General features: G+C 41.5%; 15 protein-coding genes. 8 read left to right on the top strand and 7 right to left on the bottom strand.

Going from position 1 to position 20,804, the window contains the following annotated elements; translation table 11 throughout:
- Window positions 1-9: 9 nt before the first annotated feature.
- Window positions 10-903 (top strand): phosphotransferase family protein, encoded by an 894-nt coding sequence (locus VF06_RS07170; RefSeq protein WP_244918015.1) that lies wholly within the window; start codon window positions 10-12, stop codon window positions 901-903.
- A gap of 18 nt (window positions 904-921) precedes the next feature.
- Here the strand turns inward: VF06_RS07170 and hisIE are convergent, their stop codons facing one another.
- Complete coding sequence (gene hisIE / locus VF06_RS07165) at window positions 922-1,572, bottom strand: bifunctional phosphoribosyl-AMP cyclohydrolase/phosphoribosyl-ATP diphosphatase HisIE (RefSeq protein ID WP_099067990.1); 651 nt, start codon at window positions 1,570-1,572, stop codon at window positions 922-924.
- A gap of 103 nt (window positions 1,573-1,675) precedes the next feature.
- Entirely contained in the window at window positions 1,676-1,864 is a 189-nt protein-coding gene (locus VF06_RS07160; protein WP_099067989.1) for a ChaB family protein, read from the bottom strand.
- A 105-nt stretch (window positions 1,865-1,969) separates the two neighbouring features.
- On the opposite strand from VF06_RS07160, the gene hemL reads away from it, so the two are divergent.
- On the top strand, window positions 1,970-3,268 hold the full coding sequence (hemL, locus tag VF06_RS07155; protein ID WP_099067988.1) for a glutamate-1-semialdehyde 2,1-aminomutase: 1,299 nt from the start codon (window positions 1,970-1,972) through the stop codon (window positions 3,266-3,268).
- A gap of 278 nt (window positions 3,269-3,546) precedes the next feature.
- Here hemL and VF06_RS07150 read toward each other — a convergent pair whose 3' ends face one another.
- Window positions 3,547-4,368 carry a fasciclin domain-containing protein gene (locus VF06_RS07150; RefSeq protein ID WP_099067987.1) on the bottom strand — a complete coding sequence of 274 codons (822 nt, stop codon included), beginning with the start codon at window positions 4,366-4,368 and terminating at the stop codon, window positions 3,547-3,549.
- Between the two features lie 735 nt (window positions 4,369-5,103).
- Between VF06_RS07150 and VF06_RS07145 the strand changes: the two genes are divergently transcribed.
- From VF06_RS07145 to VF06_RS07130, 4 genes are all read left to right on the top strand, one after another.
- The gene (locus tag VF06_RS07145; protein ID WP_099067986.1) at window positions 5,104-5,898 is read left to right on the top strand and encodes a glutathione S-transferase family protein; all 795 of its coding nucleotides are present in this window, start codon (window positions 5,104-5,106) and stop codon (window positions 5,896-5,898) included.
- Window positions 5,899-6,101: 203 nt separating this feature from the next.
- The gene (locus VF06_RS07140) at window positions 6,102-7,832 is read left to right on the top strand and encodes a helicase HerA domain-containing protein (RefSeq protein WP_099068009.1); all 1,731 of its coding nucleotides are present in this window, start codon (window positions 6,102-6,104) and stop codon (window positions 7,830-7,832) included.
- Between the two features lie 573 nt (window positions 7,833-8,405).
- Window positions 8,406-9,389, top strand: coding sequence for an RNA polymerase sigma factor, RpoD/SigA family (locus tag VF06_RS07135; RefSeq protein ID WP_099067985.1), 984 nt, complete (start codon window positions 8,406-8,408; stop codon window positions 9,387-9,389).
- An 871-nt stretch (window positions 9,390-10,260) separates the two neighbouring features.
- Window positions 10,261-10,974, top strand: a complete 714-nt coding sequence (locus VF06_RS07130) for a hypothetical protein (RefSeq protein ID WP_099067984.1) — start codon at window positions 10,261-10,263, stop codon at window positions 10,972-10,974.
- Here VF06_RS07130 and cobO read toward each other — a convergent pair.
- Window positions 10,971-11,648 (bottom strand): cob(I)yrinic acid a,c-diamide adenosyltransferase, encoded by a 678-nt coding sequence (gene cobO / locus VF06_RS07125; protein WP_099067983.1) that lies wholly within the window; start codon window positions 11,646-11,648, stop codon window positions 10,971-10,973. The genes VF06_RS07130 and cobO overlap by 4 nt on opposite strands.
- Window positions 11,649-12,256: 608 nt before the next feature.
- Between cobO and VF06_RS07120 the strand changes: the two genes are divergently transcribed.
- Window positions 12,257-12,793, top strand: coding sequence for a nucleotidyltransferase family protein (locus VF06_RS07120; RefSeq protein ID WP_099067982.1), 537 nt, complete (start codon window positions 12,257-12,259; stop codon window positions 12,791-12,793).
- 512 nt (window positions 12,794-13,305) lie between these two features.
- Window positions 13,306-13,974, top strand: a complete 669-nt coding sequence (locus VF06_RS07115) for a nuclear transport factor 2 family protein (protein ID WP_099067981.1) — start codon at window positions 13,306-13,308, stop codon at window positions 13,972-13,974.
- A gap of 146 nt (window positions 13,975-14,120) precedes the next feature.
- Here the strand turns inward: VF06_RS07115 and VF06_RS07110 are convergent, their stop codons facing one another.
- From VF06_RS07110 to VF06_RS07100, 3 genes are all read right to left on the bottom strand, one after another.
- A complete protein-coding gene (locus VF06_RS07110; RefSeq protein ID WP_099067980.1) occupies window positions 14,121-14,459 on the bottom strand; it encodes a XisI protein in 339 nt (112 codons plus the stop codon).
- Window positions 14,447-14,866, bottom strand: a complete 420-nt coding sequence (locus VF06_RS07105; RefSeq protein ID WP_099067979.1) for a XisH family protein — start codon at window positions 14,864-14,866, stop codon at window positions 14,447-14,449. The genes VF06_RS07110 and VF06_RS07105 overlap by 13 nt, the downstream gene beginning before the upstream one ends.
- A gap of 196 nt (window positions 14,867-15,062) precedes the next feature.
- Window positions 15,063-20,738 (bottom strand): PAS domain S-box protein, encoded by a 5,676-nt coding sequence (locus tag VF06_RS07100; protein ID WP_099067978.1) that lies wholly within the window; start codon window positions 20,736-20,738, stop codon window positions 15,063-15,065.
- Window positions 20,739-20,804 lie beyond the last annotated feature (66 nt).

Below are 20,804 nucleotides of genomic sequence, written 5' to 3'. Positions count from 1 at the left end.
GGATTTACTGTGAATATTCCTTTCTCGTATCTCGAAAAAATTCGTGCTATCTATCCCAATATCTCTATTGACCATCTTGACTTTAATCAAGATGGGATGGTTAACGATGTAGTAATTGTTAATCATGAGATTGTGTGCCGGTTTGCCAAAGACGACTGGGGAAAACAAGTGCTTTCCCATGAAGCTAAGGTGTTGGAAGTGGTGCAAAAATATGTTGAACTGCGGGTTCCATACTTTGAACACCTAGAAGAAGGCTTTGTTAGCTACAGATTTATTAAAGGTGAGCCGCTATCCCGTAACACCCTCCTTAAACTTAGTGAAGCATCACAAGTGCGTATCATCTCTCAACTAGCCAGATTTCATCACCAATTGCACAGCATCCCAAATGAAGTTTTAGTGAATGCTGGGGTGTCTTCTTCTGGTGCAGAACGTTCCCGTGAAGATTGGTTGCAGTTGTATGAGCAAGTTAAAGAAACTCTTTTTCCTCACTTATGGCGTCATCAGCAAACTTGGATACATGAACTTTTCGCGCCCATCATTACAGGTGAACTTGACCTCACTTACACACCCGTACTAATCGACGGCGATAAGGCAGTGTATCACATTCTATTTGACCCTATATCAGAGAGCATCAACGGTCTGATTGACTTTGGCACAGCTGGTTTGGGCGACCCGGCTTGCGATATTGCTGTGCAACTGGGTAATTACGGAGAAAGTATTGTGCGGCGTATGGAAAGCGACTATCCCATTTTGCTGAGTGTCATTGACCGGGCACGTTTCTGGGTGGGAACACTTGAACTTCAGTGGGCTTTAGCTGGCATAAAATTTAACGATATCTCATTATCGTTGGCGCATATTGGTTCGGCAAGAGAAGTTCAACCTGTAGGTACACGAATAAAGTAATCCTCTTTCTTACAGTGACTATCGCCGACGTTCTTGGAGCTTACGATATACAGATTTTAAATCAACTTGATGATGAGCTAGGGCGACCAAAGTATGATATAACAAATCAGCGACTTCACCAGCGATCGCCTCTGGTTCATCATCCTTAAAAGCCATTACCACCTCGGCACTTTCTTCACCGATTTTCTTTAAGATTTTGTTATCACCACCTGCTAATAACTTGCAGGTATAAGAACTTTCAATTGGACGATCCCGGCGATCGCAGATTACTTGAAATAATTGTGACAATGTATCTCCTGGTGGAGCAGCTATTTTTCCTTCTATTTGGTGAAAGCAACTTCTTTCTCCTGTGTGGCAAGCAATATCTCCTACTTGCTCCACCCCAATAAGCAAGGCATCACTATCACAGTCATAACGAATACTCTGCACTTTTTGGATATGCCCAGAAGTCGCTCCCTTATGCCAGAACTCTTGGCGAGAACGACTCCAAAACCAGGTTTCTTGTGTTTCCAAAGTCTTTTGTAACGACTCTTGATTCATCCACGCCATCATCAGGACAGTGCCATCCAGATAATCTTGGACAATTGCAGGCACTAGACCCCGTTCATCGTAGCGAATTTTTTCAACAGGAATGGCGTAATGTAGCGAATGGGAATCGTTAGAATACATACCTTGCTAGTCTGCTCTAATGAGAATGATTCATGGATTCACGATACCATTCTAAATAGGGCAGATGTTATGTTTTTCTAAATTCAGTTATCTTAATTTAGCTTTAAGCAACAGCATTTCGTTCCATAGCAGAGTGCATCTTCACAGCACTGAGGGCAACTTGATGAGCTTTAGAAGCCTCACCATACCAATGAATTGCCGAGTTAAAAGCTGCCCGGTATAAATCTTGATATGCCTCAGATAATCGAGTCCGAATATCTAAAGGCAAGTCATCGTTAGACTTGTATAACATATTGTTATTTTCTTGGTTCCGCTAATTTTATACGATAGAAGTTCTAAACAGCTTTTGACCCTATCCTAAGATAGAGCTTTTTATTGCCCACGTTAGGAGAGAACCTTGGTAAATACCCCAATTAAAACAACAAAATCACAAGAAATCTTTGCCGCTGCTCAAAACCTGATGCCAGGAGGAGTCAGTTCTCCAGTTCGTGCTTTTAAATCTGTAGGTGGACAGCCCATAGTTTTCGATCGCGTTAAAGATGCGTATATTTGGGATGTAGATGGCAACCAGTACATAGACTATGTAGGCACTTGGGGCCCTGCTATTTGCGGTCATGCTCATCCGGAAGTCACAGCAGCTTTGCGTGAAGCCCTAGAAAAAGGCACTAGTTTCGGTGCCCCCTCAGTACTAGAAAATGTGTTAGCAGAAATGGTCATTGATGCCGTTCCCAGCATCGAAATGGTCAGATTTGTTAACTCTGGAACTGAAGCCTGCATGGGAGTTTTGCGGGTGATGCGGGCTTTCACCAACCGAGACAAAATCATCAAGTTTGAAGGCTGTTACCACGGACACGCTGATACGTTTTTAGTGAAGGCGGGTTCTGGTGTGGCTACACTTGGTTTACCAGATTCCCCTGGTGTACCAAAATCGGCAACTAGCAGCACTCTCACAGCACCTTACAACGACTTAGAAGCCGTCAAAGCCTTATTTGAGGAAAACAAAGATGAAATTGCTGGTGTAATTCTAGAACCAGTGGTTGGTAACGCTGGATTTATTGCGCCGGATGCTGGTTTCCTGGAAGGACTACGGGAACTGACTCACGAATATGGGGCGTTGTTGGTGTTTGACGAAGTAATGACAGGCTTCCGCATTGCTTACGGTGGCGCTCAAGAAAAGTTTGGCATCACTCCCGATTTAACAACCTTGGGTAAGGTCATTGGCGGTGGGTTGCCAGTGGGAGCCTATGGCGGTCGTCGAGATATCATGTCATTGGTTGCCCCAGCTGGCCCTGTATATCAAGCCGGGACTCTTTCGGGTAATCCCCTGGCCATGACTGCTGGGATTAAAACTTTGGAATTGCTGCAAAAGCCTGGTGCTTACGAGTATCTCGACCGAATTACTAAAAAGCTAGCAGATGGTTTGCTACAAGTGGCGAAAGAAACAGGTCATGCTGTTTGTGGCGGTCAAATCAGCGCTATGTTCGGCTTATTCTTTACCTCTGGCCCAGTTCACAACTACGAAGATGCGAAAAAATCTGATACAGCCAAATTCGGACGCTTCCATCGTGGTATGTTAGAACGCGGTATTTACTTAGCACCTTCTCAATTTGAGGCTGGTTTTACATCTTTGGCTCACACCGACGAAGATATTGACCAGACTATAGCCGCTGCAAGGGATGTTTTGTCTAATTTATAGACAGGAGTCAGAATTCAGGAGTCAGAATTCAGGAGTCAGAATTCAGGAGTCAGAATTCAGGAGTCAGAATTCAGGAGTCAGAATTCAGGAGTCAGAATTCAGGAGTCAGAATTCAGGAGTCAGAATTCAGAATACTTTCAAAAACTCCGTTGCTGAGTTGTGAATTCTTCTTCATTAGAAAGCGTCTGTCATCCATTCCTTTTGAAAGATAGGATGACAGACGCTTTTTTTAGTCGTTTGTTAACAGTCAACAGTCATCAGTCATCAGTTAACAAAAACTACAAGTCAGGAGGTAGAATCACGTTATCGATGGCGTGGATTACACCATTGCTAGCTGTGATGTCGGCCTGAGTGACTTTAGCATCATTGACAGTCACACCAGTGGCAGGATCGACTTTAACGTTAATTACGCCGCCCTCAAGGCTTTTAACTTCACCTGATTTCAAATCAGTAGACAATACCTTTCCAGGCACTACATGGTAAGTTAGGAGCTTAAGTAACACTTCTTTGTTCTCTGGCTTCAACAAATCTCGCACTGCGTCTGCTGGTAATTTAGCAAAGGCCGCATCTGTGGGCGCAAAAATAGTTAAGTTATCTTTACCTTGCAAAGCGCTTGTTAATCCTGCTGCTTTCAAAGCTTTGGTCAAGGTTGTAAAAGAGGCGTTTGATTCAGCCAAGGCTAACAAATTTTTGCCTTGAGTTTCGCTTGTCCCAGCTGGTGGTGGAGTTGTAGGTGTGGTAGATGGTGTTTCTGGGGGTGTGGTGGGTTCAGTTTCAGGGGTAGAAGGCGGAGTAACTTCACCAGGTGTGGCGCTACCACCACGGTTGTAGGGAGGCTCGTTAAAAATACTTGGTCTGGGATTTAGCGTCCCACCGCCACTGCTTTGGGCTACCACTTGGCGCGTAACGGTGTTAGCAGGGGTGTACTGAGCGTTTGCTTCAAGGCGCTGACCTCGATTATATGGCGCTTCGTTGAAAATACTGGGATTAGGATTTAAGACCTCTTTCGCATCAGATGGTAAAGTAACCAGAAGGCTGAAACTACTTAATCCTGCTATCCCTGCCAACGTGGTCAGCAATTTGCCGTAATTTGTCTTCATAAATTTTGTTTGTTTTTTTGTCCACACGTTACATAAAGATTTATAACATTTTGGTAAGCACAAAATCTAACCGAAGAGGGGAGTCAGACTTTTCTTGAGAAATACTTAGTGCTAGTGAAATTAAATATCTAACTTGGTTAAAAGATGACAAGTATCAAATATAGCAATCTTATTTGAGTTGTGAAAAATTTTAGTGGTGATGGTTGACTGTTGACTGTTGACAGCAGTAATGTTTGACAAATTATTTAGGACTACTATACATCTACGATATCTTGAATGTAAATTCAGTGGAAAAGCCCCACTTGGTGCAGTATAAATTATCAAAAAGTATAAAAATCTTACATCTGCGATCGCTCCCTGACGATAACAGCCCACAAAGGTTTAACTAAAAAGCAAATTACACCCAATATTTTGAGATATTTTATGGTCAGTTAAAAAATTACCTTCCGAGAAGAGGAATCGCCATTTCAGAAAATAAAATCTACAAAAGACTCTGGATAATTGTTAAGCCCCGCCCTAAGCGCGAGGTCTCATATACAGAGGCTACCAACACCAGCCTCTCTATTTTCCCGGTATTAAAAAGCACTTTAGTCTAATAATTTGCATTTATCACTCAGCGATCGCTATTTATGCTTTCGTCTAAAAATGGCTTTGTTCCATACACATAAAATTTACTTAAACTAAAGATACAATTGTAAAGTTAAGAAGTAAGGCAGTAGTTATAAGGTATAAAATATGCTGGAATTATACCAATGGGAACTATCCCAATACTCAGAGAAAGTACGGCTAATTTTAGATTTTAAAGGATTAGATTACCGGAAAATAGAGGTTACCCCTGGGATTGGACAAGTAGAACTGTTCCGATTGACTGGTCAAAGACAAGTTCCAGTATTAAAGGATGGTAATAGATATATTGTAGATTCTACGGAGATTGCTAAGTATTTAGACTTAGAATATCCAGAACGCCCATTAATACCACAAGATGCTAAAAAACGAGGTTTAACTTTATTAATAGAAGAATGGGCAGATGAGTCCATCGGCATCAAAGGCCGCAAAGCGCTGTTTGCCGCAGTTAGCCAAGATCAAAATTTTCGCAAATCTTTGTTACCCACTTCCACACCAGATATATTTAAAAGTCTAGTAGAAGGAGTACCCAACGACTTGTTGACCCTGTTCGGCATTGGAGTGGGTTATAGTCCAGAGATAATACAGTCAGCGATCGCATCCTTAAAACAAGACTTAGAAGCCTTAACATTATTATTGGCAGATAGTCCTTATTTGACAGGAGACGAGCCGACTTTAGCGGATTTAGCGGTGGCGGGTTTATCAATTTTGCTGAAATTCCCCGATGGACCTTATCTAGATTTACCAGCATCTATCAGAGGTAAAGGACTGCCAATCTTAGCCGAAAATCCTGATTATCAGGCATTTTTTAATTGGCGCGATCGCCTTTACGCCCAATTTCGCAAACCTTTAATTACTACCACTCCACCATCGGCAAGTGCGCCAACTTCGATTCAGATTGATTGATTAATAGGGCATGGGGCATGGGGCATCGGGCATGGTGAGATGAGGGAGATGGAGGAGATGAAGAAGACAAAGCGATAAGGAGAATAACTTCTCAGTCAACAGTCAACACTCCTCACGCCCCACGCCCAAAGCCCCATGCCCCATGCCCCATGCCCCATGCCCAATGCCCCATGCCCAATGACTAATGACTAATGACTAATGAAATGAATTCGGGACAGCCATTAGGTTCGGTTATTCAAGGTTCTCTGACTGAAGGGTTAGAAGTGCGATTGCATCCTGACGTTTCTGTGGAAGACATGCGGGTAGGTAAATTTCTCGTTGTCCAAGGGATGCGATCGCGTTTTTTTTGTATGCTCACAGATGTGGCACTAGGAGCGGCTAATGCCCGAATTATTGCTAATCCCCCTAGTTGGGAAGATACTTTTTTACGAGAAGTTTTAGCGGGAAGCGGTACATACGGAACTATCAACCTCGCGCCGATGTTGATGTTTACTCCGGAATCTCAAGAATCTTTTTCCGCCACAAATGGCAAATCGGCAAATCCTTTCGTCCCATCAATGACGGGTTTGGCTTCCTTTGTACCGCAAACCAGCACGACGATGGAATTATTGCCTGTTAAAACTATTCCTAGTCACTTTAGTCAAGTTTACGAAGCCAGCGTTGACGATTTTCGCCGAGTGTTCGGTTGGGAAGACGATCCCCAAAGGCGCAATTTCTCCATCGGCAAACCTTTGGATATGGATGTGCCGGTTTGCATCGATTTAAATCGCTTTGTAGAACGCAGTAATGGCGTTTTTGGCAAATCTGGAACTGGTAAATCTTTTTTAACCCGCTTACTTTTAGCCGGTGTCATCCGTAAAAGTGCGGCGGTGAATTTGATTTTTGACATGCATTCTGAGTATGGCTGGGAAGCTGTTGCAGAAGGTAAAAATGTCAATACCGTTAAAGGCTTAAAGCAATTATTTCCTAATAAAGTCGAAGTTTACACCCTCGACCCGGAATCCACAAAGCGCCGGGGTGTAAGGGATGCTCAAGAACTTTATCTGAGTTACGAGCAAATTGAAGTTGAAGATATTAAGTTATGCAGTCGAGATTTGGGACTTTCGGACGCGGCTTTGGATAACGCCAATATTCTCTACAGCGAATTTGGCAAATCTTGGATTGTCCAGCTGTTAAATATGAGTAATGAAGAAATCGAGATGTTCTGCGACGAGAAGCGCGGACACAAAGGCTCGATTATGGCATTACAGCGCAAACTCTTGCGGATGGACAGTTTGAAGTACATGCGAGCCGTTTGTCCGCAAAATTATATTAGTAAACTTGTGCAATCACTGGAAGCTGGGAAGAATGTTGTGATAGAATTTGGTTCCCAGTCAAATATGCTCTCTTATATGTTGGTGACCAACATGATCACCAGACGTATCCACGAGCATTACGTTAAGAAGGCAGATAAATTTCTGCAAACCAAAAATCCGAGCGATCGCCCGACGCCATTGATGATTACCATTGAAGAAGCACACCGTTTTTTAGACCCAGCAGTGGTACAAAGCACTATCTTTGGGACTATTGCTAGGGAGTTGCGAAAATACTTCGTCACACTTTTGGTAGTCGATCAACGCCCGTCGGGGATAGATAATGAAGTTATGTCCCAAATTGGGACTCGCATTACCGCTCTGCTGAACGATGAAAAAGACATTGACGCGATTTTTACGGGTGTATCTGGTGGTGGCGGACTGCGGTCGGTATTGGCGAAGTTAGACTCTAAGCAACAAGCTTTGATTTTGGGTCATGCCGTTCCAATGCCAGTAGTTGTACGTACCCGTCCCTATGACGCAGCTTTCTACGAAGAAATTGGTGACCCAGCTTGGGAAGAAAAACCAGACGCAGAAGTATTTGCCGCCGCTGAACTAGCGAAGGCTGACTTGGGATTTTAGTCATTGGTCATTGGTCATTGGTCATTGATTATTCTCCGCGTCAGAGCGTCTCCCCCATCTCCCCATCTCCCTATGCCCCATTCGTAACATCCCTCCATTCCTAAAGCCAATTAAGTTCGGTTATCCGGCTAATTTTTAGCAACAGAAGAGGGGTTTTTGGCGTCACTATAGATGTAGTGAGTAATTCCAAGGAAGTTTAAAAATTTTTTTGGCAAAGGGACAGTTTTAAATTATAATTACAAGCTTTATCTTAAGATACTTTACTATCTACCGGATTTATCGTATTATAAAGCTAAGTAAAACTCATATCCACTTCGGATTTTTCAGTTACAGTTAGTAACTGCCCAAGAGAAGAATTCTCAAAAACAACCCAGCGTGCTTATAAAAGATTAAAAAATTTCAGGAAGGTAGGGGGAACCTATCTCAGGGGTTTACCGTCTTAACAACGGCTTTATCAATCGATCTCATTACTTTTGGTAGCTCCTAGTGTTCCGCGATAGATGTACTACCTTTCTCAATTAACTTTAGTAAGAAAAAATACATTGTATTTACGGAGTAGAGGACAACGCACCAATGCCTACTGTCAATACCCAAACGGAAAACCTGAACACCAAATTCACGGCTGATATGGTGCGAACCTATCTGCGAGAAATTGGTCGCGTACCACTGCTAACCCGCGAACAAGAAATTGTCTATGGTAAGCAGGTGCAACAAATGATGACGCTAATTGACGCCAAAGAAGCTTTGGCGAAGAAATTGCGTCGGGAACCGAGTTTACCAGAGTGGGCTGACCATGTTCGCCAATCAGAAACCGAAGTGAAACAAACGGTAGCTCAAGGTAAGCGCGCCAAGCAAAAAATGATTGAAGCGAATTTGCGCTTGGTGGTTGCCATCGCTAAGAAATATCAAAAGCGTAACATGGAATTTCTGGATTTGATCCAGGAAGGAACACTAGGATTAGAACGGGGTGTAGAGAAATTCGATCCCACAAGGGGTTATAAATTCTCAACCTACGCTTACTGGTGGATTCGCCAAGCAATTACCCGTGCGATCGCCCAACAAGGTCGTACTATTCGCTTACCGATTCATATTACCGAGAAACTGAACAAAATCAAAAAAGTGCAGCGCGAGTTGGCTCAAACCTTGGGGCGATCGCCTACTCCAGCTGAAATTGCCAAAGAACTGGAACTAGAACCTGCTCAGATTCGTGAGTATTTGAATATGGCGCGTCAACCAGTGTCTTTGGATGTGCGAGTCGGCGATAACCAAGATACAGAGTTACAGGAAATGCTCGAAGATGACGGCCCGTCACCAGAGTATTACACCAACCAAGAGTTCCTACGCCAAGACTTAAACAACTTGCTAGCAGAACTAACTCCCCAACAGCGCGAAGTTTTAGCCTTACGCTTTGGTTTAGAGGATGGTAACGAAATGTCATTGGCGAAAGTTGGTGAGAGATTGAATCTCAGCCGCGAACGCGTCCGCCAGTTGGAGCATCAAGCTTTGGCTCATTTACGTCGCCGTCGTGGCAATGTTAAAGAATACATTGCTAGCTAAAACCATCAGACGCAAAAATTTGCGTCTCCACACCACCTTGGTGAAGCGCCTCCTGAATTCAGGAGGCGATTTTTTTTAGAGAAGAGACGTTGTCATGCAACATTTCTAAAAAATCGAACACCGTTGCCATATTTATACTTATATAAGTATGATAAAAATATCATTTATTAGTACTTACAAGTAAAAAAAGATTCCATTGTTCTTGTTGACTGTTGACGGTTCGCAATTAACACTCAACACTTAAGGAAACTCCAAAAAATAAATTGTTCAGATTTAGGTCGTTGACTATTCACTGTTGACTGCTGACGGTCAACGGTCAACAGTCTTTTGTGGAATATTTTTTTATTTGGAAGTCCCTAAACCAAAATAATTTATCAAACAGAATTCAGGAGTCAGGAGCCAGAATTCAGAATGAATTCTGTGCGAGTGGTGAATGAATAACTGGGTTTAAGACCCCCACCAAATTGTAGATTTGGTGGTCTTCTCCCAAGGGGAGACGCTACGCGAACAATCAGTCGCGGGTCTGAATCCCCGACTGATAGCGCAGCTAAGCCGTGTCCGCGTTCGCGTAGCGTCTCGTAGAGAGCGTCTTGATTCTGACTCCTGAATTCTGAATTCTGAATTCTTCTTCAATTCATTGGTAGTACTAGATTTGAAATTAACCTCACCCAATGGAATGAATCTGCTGGATGAATCATAAATAGTCTTAGTGATGGTAATCTAGGATTGTTAAGCTAAATTAAATAAAAATTTTAGTTTTTGAGAGTTTTGTTTTTCCGACAATAGAAATTAAGTCATTAGCAATCAAGACTTGATTATGATTTAAGTAAGTTCTGGAAAATGTAGTTAATTTTTTAACAGGAGAAGTAGGGTGCTTAACAACTTTCATCGGTTATTATCTCCCCGCCAGTGGGGAGTTTCCCTTGCGGGCTTAGGCTTACTTCTCGCGTTCGGCTGTATGAGCAACCAAAATGATGTTGTCTCAGTTAAAAACGCTCCATTTTCATCAGCTCGGATTCAAAGAAGCTCTGAAAATTCTCTTTTATCAAGACTCAGACAAATTCGAGAACAGAGAAGTCAACAGCAAATAGCTGCTGCTGATGGAGAGATTTTTGGGGATAAAAACAAAAAAATAGCATCTACAACCACAAAGCCGGCTCCAGATGCTCAGGCTAGTACCAAAGGAGTAGGAGCTTTACCACGAGGGAATTTTCCGACAAAAGATGGAGTTTATCTTTACGGCCAATCGCCACAAGCAAATCAGATTGGTCAAGCTTACATCATATTTCAAAAGCAGCGGGACAGGGCCATAGGTGCTTTGTATATGCCCCAATCAGAGTTTAATTGTTTTCGGGGCACGCTTGACCAGTCGGGAGAGTTGGCGATGACGGTTCGTGGGTCATCTACCCAAGCGAGTGCTGATGAGTCTAATCAGGTAGCGACAAGCAATATATTGCCTAAGGTTAGTGAAGATGAGCTAAGTACCTATGCTTACTCAATAACTTTGCAAGACTTTTATCGATTAAATTCCATCGGTACTGGCGATCGCCGCGTATTACAAACGTGCAAATCATCTTTTAGTTAATACTCAATTCCTGGTTGCGCTTTTACACCTTGATCGCGAAACGGATGCTTAACTAGGGTCATCTCTGTTACTAAATCCGCACGTTCAATTAAAGCAGCTGGCGCTCCTCGCCCTGTGAGAATAACGTGTTTATTAGCTGGTTTTTCTGCCAAACCTGCTAAAACTTCTTCCACTTCTAAATAAGCCATTTTCAAAGCGATATTGATTTCATCTAGTAACACAAGATGAAAATCTGGGTTGCGGATATATTCTAATGATTTTTGCCATGCGGCGCTAGCTTTATCAAGGTCGCGATCGCGGTCTTGAGTTTCCCAGGTAAAGCCTTCGCCCATTGCATGAAATTCTATTTGGTCTTCCCAATAACTAAAAACCCTTTTTTCTGAAGGTTCCCAGCTACCTTTAATAAATTGGACGATGGCTACTTTATATCCATGACCTAGCGATCGTAATACCATCCCCAAAGCCGCAGTAGTTTTACCCTTACCATTACCAGTATTTACAATAATTAATCCTTTTTCTGGTATTGCTTGTGCAATGCGCTTGTCCTGCACTTCTTTGCGTCGTTGCATCTTTTTGCGATACTGTTCCTCAGTCAGAGATGAGGACATGACTTCATCAATCAAACGCTCAATCTCTCGATCTTGGTTTAATTCTTGTGGGGTGTTGTTTGTCATTAATCTTGTGTACAAATAACTGTTAAATGTGTTGAAAATGAACAAAAATTATCTTGATTATCTGATTTAAATAAAATCAGATAATTGAATATGTCGAGTCAAATTACACGCAAAAATATTGACTCTGTGCTAGATATTGCGACTAACAGCACGCGGTTGGCTCCCCTAAGTGGATTTCAAAAATCAAATATCAGTCCTATATTGAACAAACAGATATGTAAAAATATATAATATACAAATTCAAGTTATTTTCTGAGTTAAATATTACTATTTTTAATAATTTAATTTAGTTAATAAAAATACTTTACTGAAGTTTGTATTAGCAAAGTGGTGGAAGATTGGTGTACTTTATGGCAGCACAAATAAATCTTTTCAAAATTTAATATAGCACGACGAAATCATTTGTAAAATTTTAATGCCCAGGCTGTTGTTTGACTACAGTTGATAGTTAAGGGATTTTCAAGTAAAAAAATATTTTATTACTATTGTTGAGTGTTGACTGTTGACTGTTAACTGTGAATCGTCAACCCTTTAACCAGAATAATTTATTTTTTGCAGTTCCCTAACAGCCGCCATTGATATTTTGACAACTCAAATAGGATTGCTATATGAATAGTAACACTCGTTTACAGATGATTTTAACTGATACAGCTATTGATAGAGTATTACCTGCGATCGCTCAACTCAATTTACCTAACTGGTGGTTAGCCGGAGGTGCAGTCAGAAACACAGTTTGGCGTTCAATTTTTGGTGACCATTGTGGCTTAGGTATTAAAGATTTTGATATTGCTTTTTTTGATATGGAAGGAAATCGTTCCCAGGAACTAGCAGCTAAGGCAAATCTCACAGAACAATTTCCTGATGAGCAATTTGATATCAAAAATCAAGCTAGTTTTGCTCGTTGGCGTCTTGGGTCAAGACCCTACACTAGTACGGAAGATGGGATTACAAATTGGTTACATACTGCTACTGCTGTGGGAGTCCGACTCAACGCACAAGGTGAATGGGAATTTTTCACTCCCTACGGATTAGATGATTTATTTGATGGTATTATTCGACCGACACCAACACATACTTATAACATTGATGCCCACAATAAAGCGTCTGGGTTTTTACAAAAGTGTCCTTATCTGCGTTTAGCATAAAAATGATATCAGTAGGGGTGTACAGCTGTACGCCCCTACCTTTATCATGAACTATTGTAGATTACTATAGTAATTATATTTAAGTTGTCAAAATTGATAATACAAAGTTAATTTTTTTTGTTTTCAAATTATCTAAGTAGTAACTTAATTACTTAATCAAATCAATATAGATTTATCGATAAAAAACACTAACAAATTCATTTTTAGATTGCTATAAATAGAATAGTTACATAGCAATCCTATTTCAGATGTGAACAATATCGGTGTGAACTATTGACTGTCAAAGGTTAACAGTCAACAACCCTAACACATAATATTTCACAAATTATTTGGGATTGCTATAGAAATCCAATCTTGTACTAGGTTTATCATTTACTAGCTGATATTTCAATAAGCTCTAGCGAAATCTGCAAGGATTTAAGTAAGTTTTTAGAGCTAAATTTATCAGGCTAAACTTTAGCGTGCAAGAAAGTACAAGATGCGAAAATTATAAAAATTAGGGGAGTCATCTTGTGGAAAAAAGAAGAGAAAACGGGCAAATTGTTGGCAAGGCTATTTCATTTTTGTTAAATCGTATAACTTTGATGGTGCTTGCTGTTACTCTTGTCTTATTTATTGGAGGTAGGTTTGAAATAGCAAATGCAAGTCAACCTAATGCAGAATTGGACATTCAAAGATTAGCAAGCTGTTATGCTCTGGGAACTGACACCATTGGTACGGGAAATATTTTAGAAGGAAAGAAAATTTATCGGAATTGTTTTACTCAAGATGCAGTTTTCACTGTAGTTTTTCCTGATGGGGCAACCGAAACACGTATCGGAACAGATTCATGGGCAGATTTTGTTTATGCGATATTTCAACAAAATGGTTATCTAGCTACCCAACACTTGATGGGTTCGATAAACGTCTCATTTGAAAATAATAATAATAAAGCAACGATGATTGCTTATCTTCATGCCACTCATAAACGTTCAGAAACTAGCATTGATGTTGCGAATGGCACTTATGAAGATGAAGTCGTCAATAGAAATGGGCGTTGGAAAATCCGTAATCTGAATCTCAAACTAATTGACTTCTTAAATCTCAGTTCTCCAACAACTAATTCCTCAGCCGCTAATGCTCGAACCACTAATTCTGCAACTACCTTTGTTGTACCGAATATACCTCGCTTAAAGCAGTAATTGTTCAAACTTCATAAGGTAAAAGTAAAAAGTTAAAAAGTAAAAGAAATACTGAATTCATCTTTCTTTTACTTTTTACTTTTTACGTTTTATACAGATATGTTTCAAATAGATAAAAACTGCTGTAAATCCATTAACTCAACTGATTACGAAACTGCAAACTCTGTATGTTTTCGTTGTTCAGGGCTTCTAAAAGCTAAAACAATCTGCTCTTTAGGAATTCCCGCAGCAACTAAATCTACAGCAACACCCTCTTCTGTGCCATCGTGTTGAATCCAAAGTTTATTATCAATAATATCAATGTGTAACAAAGTTCCGTAGATGCGATATCCATCTTGCCACCCAGCTTCCACTAAAAGGTAGCGATCGCTTTCTTTATCAAACACCAATTCCAGTTTAACTTCTTCGTCGCTACCCAAAAAATCAGCATACTCTTTCAGCACTTTTTCCACAATGTGGCTATAGTCAATCTTCAGTGAATCCATCGGATAATTTCCTCCTTTAACGTATCGAAGGTAACTAAACGAATAATGCCATCTTCAATCAAGGTTTGACCGGCTTCTTCTTCAAAAACTCTCTTGCGAGTATCTTCACTGACTGCAAGGTAAAGGATATGTTCTGGATAGTAGCGTTTCAACAAACGAGTGTACAAAACAAACTGACCGACGGCTTCTTCCAAATCTTTCATATCCGAGGGACGTGTGAAACTTTTTACTTCAACTGCTATCTTTTCAAATTCCCGTTCTGCTGCTAGCAACCGCTTTGCACCTAAATCAACAAAAAGGTTTTTTCCGCGAGCTAGACGAATCCGCAATGGATCGTGGGTAATTGTCCAACCATCTTTAATCAAAGCATTTTTGACTGTATCGTGATAGATATCTTTAGCAGGCATGGTAGCTTTATTTTACTGCACCTTAGAATAATCCGAGATTTTTGTTTGCAGTTTGGGTAGTCCCCGGCTTGCAGTCTGTAAGAAAGGCTATTTGCAATTAGCGATCGCACATTTTCCATGAGCGTTAAAATATAATGCTGATACAAATATCGCCAATGATAAACAACCAACACAGCTAATTAATTGCAATTTCTCCTTATTTATCTACCTGCAAGCTTATATCGATAATTTCATCGAAGCAGAAGTTACGGACTAAATTTGCCAAATTTTCTGCCAAGTGAGAATGAGTAGGCTCAATTTGTTGAATGAGTTGCAAAATTCGCTCAGCATCAACTTCAATGGCTGCTTGATTTAATTGTGCTATCCATTCAGCAGGCATCAGCTTAATTGCAGAGTCAATATCCAAGCTGGCAGGTTGAGCATTATCTAACTTTTTGTCTGTGAAATTTTCACGGCTTTCTTGTGCATAAATATAATCGACATCCAAATATTCAGCGATTTTTTCAAAAATGACCTGTTCTCGGAATGGCTTACGAACTAAGTCGTCACAACCTGCGGCTAAGATACTTGCTTGTTGTTCTTCAAAAGCGCTGGCAGTGAGGGCGATAATTACAGTGCGGAAAGAGGACACGGGGACGCACTGACGCACTGACGCACTGACATTGTCGCTCTTTGTATCACTACCTCTCCCAATCTCTGCATCTCTTCTTTCTCTGGCTCTAATTTCTTTAGTAGCGTCATAGCCGTTCATTACAGGCATTCGCATATCCATCCAAATTAAGTGGGGTTGCCAATTTTGCCAAATAGCGATCGCTTCCTGTCCATTATTAGCAATTTTGGTATTAAAACCAACACTACCAAGCAGTTGTACAATTAAATTGCAGTTTTCTTTGCGGTCATCCACCACCAAAATTCGGTAATCTGGTTGGTTTGGTGCTAGTTGGATCACTCGTCCTTTACTTAACTTCGGTGTAGCTTTTAAGGCTGCAACTAAATTCACTTGGATGTCAAAACTAAAAATAGATCCTTGTCCAGGGGTGCTGGTAATGTGAATGTCACCTCCCAACAAGCGCACAAACTGGCGGCTAATGGTTAACCCCAACCCAGTACCCTCCTTCGTTTGGATACCACTTGATGTCTGCACAAAAGGCTGAAACAAATTATTCATTTCTTGTTGTGCTATTCCCCGTCCGGTGTCTTCGATTTCAAAGATTAGGGATTGGGGCATTGGGCATTGGGAGTCAGGAGTGAGGAGTGAGGAGTTAAGAATATTCTCTAGTCCGCTTGTCCCCTTGTCCCCTTGTCCCCTCATCTCCTCCATCTCCCCATCTCCCCATTTCCCCATCCTCACCCGCAAGGTTACGCCGCCAGTTTGGGTAAACTTAACGGCATTACCCAAAAGGTTAATTAGGATTTGGCGCAGTTTACCTTCATCTGTTTGGATGTAACGCGGGAGATTGGGGGACATTTCAAATTTGAGGAATAATTGCTTGGCTTGTGTCCGCACCTGGAACATTTCTTGTAATGTTTGTAACAAGAAATACAGGTCGAAGTCTTCGGGGTTAAAAATGATTTGTCCGGCTTCAATTTTGGACATTTCCAAGACATCGTTAATCAAGTTGAGTAAGTGTTCTCCACTACGGTTAATGGTAGCTAGAGATTCACGTTGATTGGAGTTGAGGCTGGTGTCTCGTTCCATTAATTGGGAAAAGCCGAGAATTGCATTTAAGGGTGTGCGGAGTTCGTGACTCATGTTAGCCAAGAAAGCGCTTTTTGCTCGGTTGGCTGTTTCGGCGGCTTCTTTGGCAATTCTCAAAGCTTCTTCTGCTTGATGTCTGGCTCTACCAATGGCTATGATTTCACCAACCAGTTTCAAGAAATTAATATCTTCTTGATTCCAGGTTTTCGAGGAGCGAATCATGGCTGCACCGACAAATCCAACGACTTTGCCAGTATGAAGCATCGGTACAGCCAGTAAAGATTGAAACGACATAGTTTCAAACAGTTGTCGCTCTGGTAGATGGGCTGGTAGTTCTTCCACACGAGAGATTTGGCGATGTTTACCACGGAGAATCGGCTCGTAGAAATAGGGAAAAACTTCCACAGGCGAACCTCTGGCAATATCAATTAATGGTGAAACATGTTCGCTGCACCATTCATGAATTAGGTAAAATTCCTTTTGCTCGTTGGAACATTCAAAAATGCAACTGTGTTCGGCGTTAATAAATTCAGCGATCGCTTTGAGTGTAAAGTTAATTGCTGTTTCTAAATCTTGGTCAATAAATTGCCGAGAAATGCTGCTGATTAAAGTTTCCGCTTGAGTACGACGTTGCAGGGCTGCTTCTGCTAATTTGCGATCGTTAATATCACGAGCTACACCCACAATTTGAAAGTTACCCTGGGCGTCTTGGGTGCGGGCTATATTAGCAGTTTGCCAAACCCAGCCCCCATTGCGATGTCTGCCACGAAACTCAGTATTGGAAACTCCTTCACCTGTTGCCAGAACTTTTTGGGCAACTTCTAGACATTTGGGCACATCATCGGGATGAGTAAATAATGCCAAGGAATTACCCTCGATTTCGCTAGGGGCAAATCCGGTGGTCTTTAAAATATTTGGGGAAATATAGTTGAAAGCTCCATCAGCATTCATCGCAAATAGCACATCATTTACTGTTTCCACGATGGTACGAAACTTTAATTCGCTTTGTTGTAAAGCGGCTTCTGCTTGTTTGCGTTCCAATTCAGCACCGGCACGGGCAGCAAAAATTTTCATAATTAGTTCTCGTCCGGGATCGGGCTGCATTGGTTTAACATCTATTACTGCTAGATGTCCAATAATTTCGCCGGATGAACTGGTAAGAGGAACGCCGAGAAAACTTTCGGCATTCATCCTGATTAAATCTGCATCTTCGGGGAAAGCGGCTTGCACTCCTTGGGAATAGTGACACATATTGCCTTGCAAGGTATGTTGACAAGGAGTACCGTGCAAATCATATTCCAAGTTGTCGCCAATATTTCCACAACACCAAAATGCCAAAGTGTGGACTTTGGTTTTTGGCTCATCATTAAATTCAGTGACTAGGGCATATTGGACTTGCAACACTTCGGCTAGGTAACGAACGCAGGAATTAAAGAATTCATCACCGGTTTTAGCTGCTGTGCCTTCAACAATTAAGCGTAAAGCTTGTTCTTGTTGTTTGCGGACGCTAATATCCGTAAACACGCAATCGAGACAAGATTCTTCTGAGTTGAGGCGCAGTGACAATAATAGCCAGACCACAGAACCATCGGGGCGACGCAATGGTAATTCATAATTGCACACTTCGCCATGTTCTTCTATCTGTTTTAAAATTATGGCGCGTTCGCTGGGATTGAGATAAAAATCTGTTGTCAAATAATTGCCAATTAAATCAGAAGCACAAGCAAAACCAACGATATGTGCGCCATGATCGTTAGCATCGAGAATTAATCCATCCTTTCGACGGGTGCGGAAAATTCCCACTTGGGAATTCTCAAAGATGTTGCGGTATTTCATTTCACTACGACGCAAGGCTTCTTCTGCTTGCTTGCGTTCTGTGATATCTCTTCCTACACCTGCGATCGCAATTTCACCACTGGAAGTATGAATTGTGGAAGTATTAAAGTTAAACCATCGCCAGCTACCATCTTTGTGTTGCAATCGCACTTCAATATTAGTGAGTTTTTCCCCGGTTATCGCCCTTTGTAAGCCGGTGGCGCTAGTTGGTAAATCTTCAGGATGGGTAAACTCTACCACTGAATGACCTTCGATTTCCTCCAAGCTGTAACCCATGATTGCCGTTACATTCGGCGAGTGATAAGTAAAAATTCCCTGTGGTGAGAGAATAAATATCAAATCATTGGCATTTTCCACAATGCTGCGGAATTTTAACTCATTTTCTTGCAACGCTGCTTGGACGCGTTTGCGTTCTGTGGCATCGGTGCCCACCGAAAGAATTTCGACTAAGTTTCCTTGTTCATCTAAAATGGGTTTATTTGCCCAGACTATCCAAACGCGATCGCCATTTTTACACAAGTTCTCGTTTTCGTTAAATACATATTTTTCTGGGTGCAGGCAAATATCCACCATCAAAGCCTGCAAGTCCCGTCCAGAAGTTTCCGTTTCCGGAACAATTGTACCGACAACGTTACGTCCTGTAATTTCATCTAAATCGAAACCAAAAAGTCTTTGACCGTAGTCATTCAAAAATATAACGTCACCATTGCCATCCCAACGCAGAATGATACAATTCGCCGTTTGTACTAAATCGCGATATTGTGCTTCACTTTGGCGCAAGGCTTCCTGAGTGCGTTTGCGAGCGGTAATATCCCGCACTATTGCTAAGATGTGTGGCTTGCCATGATAAATACAAATCGTTCCTTTGACTTCCACATCGATTAAACTACCATCTTTGCAGATATCAACTGCTTGCCCGTAAAATTGCTCGCCAGCTCGTGTTTTTTCTACAAACTCATTAAAAACACCATATGAATCTGGGTGAATATAAGCAGATGGATGCAAACCTATAAATTCTTCATAGCTATAGCCGTGCATCTGGTAAGCAGCAGGATTAATTTCAACCACTGTTTCAGTTTCGATTTCAGTAAGAAATAGTCCGTCATTAATAGCTTCAAAAATACTGCGGTATTCCAACTCACTTTGTCGCAGTGCTTCTTCTGCCCTATGGCGTTGAGTCACATCGCGGAAACTCCAAACTCTGCCAATAATCTGTTCGCCGACACGCTGGGGACACGAGTAGCGCTCAAATATTCTGCCATCGCACAGTTCTAACCAGTCATGACTCACAACTTCCGGGTTTTGGTATAATTCCCGCACACGTTGTAAAAATGCATCGGGGTCTTGTAACTGGTCTGCTAGATGCGCTAGCCGCCGAGGATGACTTGGTTCGCTCAAAAGTTCTGGTGGAATCGACCACATTTCTAAGAACTTTTGATTATAACTAGTGATATTACTAAAAGTATTGACTACTAAAATACCATCTTGAATTGATTCAAAGATAGCATTGAGCAAAGATAAAGAATTTTCTAGAGCCAGCTGGGTGTTTTTGCGCTCTGTAATATCCCGTCCCAAAACAAGCAAGGCCTTACGTCTACCATCCTGGTGAAACAAGGGAGCTTTAATCATATCTAAACTGCTCGTTGTGCCATCAGGTCGGGGTACAATTTCTTCTACCCGATGCACAGATCCCAGTTGCCAAGATTGTTCATCTGTTTCGCTGCAATGAAGTAAGGCATCGCGATAAAAATTGCTAAATTCTGCCAGTTCGGAATCAGTTTTACCTCGATAATCAACACCTTCTAGCTCTAAAAATTCCAAGTTTGCTTGGTTTGAGAGCAACCATTTGCCCTCGCCATCTTTTAAACAGATGATATCTGGTGTCGCGTTAATTAATGTATTTAACTGTTCCTCAACCTCTTGCAAAGATTCTTGAGCTTCTATCGTCTCAGTAATATCGCGAATCACCAATATTGCACATTTTTCATCAGTTAATCCGATACAGCTACCAGAAATTTGTAATGTTAAAGTTCCTTGGGAGCGCCGCAACTGATAATTTGTTGTTTCATACTCTCCATTGAGGATTTTGATATCCGGATAGGCTGACAAAGCAACTAACTGTCCAGCTTGCACCAAAGGTAGCAAGTCAATTAACCTCAAACCACAAACACCACCGTGGGCTTGGTTAACTAGAAATTCAAAGCTAGAATTGCACCATTGAATACATTGGTCTGCTCCCACCCAGACTACAGCATCAGCGATCGCATCCAGTGTGACTTCCATTTTATTCAACGTGGTTTGCAATTGCTCTACCAACTCTAGCTGTTGTCTACTCATCAACCACTGACTCCTCTTCAAATAATGCCTAATAATCCTTAGTTAAATCCTTTACAAATTAGTAAT

The sequence above is a fragment of the Nostoc linckia z4 genome, from assembly GCF_002608075.1.
Classification (GTDB): domain Bacteria; phylum Cyanobacteriota; class Cyanobacteriia; order Cyanobacteriales; family Nostocaceae; genus Nostoc; species Nostoc linckia.
Note: the sequence above shows the minus strand (reverse complement) of the source record. Positions and strands in the feature narration are given on the sequence as shown.

What these genes read in the sequence shown, in the direction of transcription:
- VF06_RS07100 (WP_099067978.1), bottom strand. Translation starts at nt 20,738, where the DNA reads ATGAGTAGACAACAGCTAGAGTTGGTAGAGCAATTGCAAACCACGTTG.
- VF06_RS07145 (WP_099067986.1), top strand. Translation starts at nt 5,104, where the DNA reads ATGCTGGAATTATACCAATGGGAACTATCCCAATACTCAGAGAAAGTA.
- cobO (WP_099067983.1), bottom strand. Translation starts at nt 11,648, where the DNA reads ATGACAAACAACACCCCACAAGAATTAAACCAAGATCGAGAGATTGAG.
- hisIE (WP_099067990.1), bottom strand. Translation starts at nt 1,572, where the DNA reads ATGTATTCTAACGATTCCCATTCGCTACATTACGCCATTCCTGTTGAA.
- VF06_RS07140 (WP_099068009.1), top strand. Translation starts at nt 6,102, where the DNA reads ATGAATTCGGGACAGCCATTAGGTTCGGTTATTCAAGGTTCTCTGACT.
- VF06_RS07160 (WP_099067989.1), bottom strand. Translation starts at nt 1,864, where the DNA reads ATGTTATACAAGTCTAACGATGACTTGCCTTTAGATATTCGGACTCGA.
- VF06_RS07110 (WP_099067980.1), bottom strand. Translation starts at nt 14,459, where the DNA reads ATGGATTCACTGAAGATTGACTATAGCCACATTGTGGAAAAAGTGCTG.
- VF06_RS07135 (WP_099067985.1), top strand. Translation starts at nt 8,406, where the DNA reads ATGCCTACTGTCAATACCCAAACGGAAAACCTGAACACCAAATTCACG.
- VF06_RS07150 (WP_099067987.1), bottom strand. Translation starts at nt 4,368, where the DNA reads ATGAAGACAAATTACGGCAAATTGCTGACCACGTTGGCAGGGATAGCA.
- VF06_RS07120 (WP_099067982.1), top strand. Translation starts at nt 12,257, where the DNA reads ATGAATAGTAACACTCGTTTACAGATGATTTTAACTGATACAGCTATT.
- VF06_RS07105 (WP_099067979.1), bottom strand. Translation starts at nt 14,866, where the DNA reads ATGCCTGCTAAAGATATCTATCACGATACAGTCAAAAATGCTTTGATT.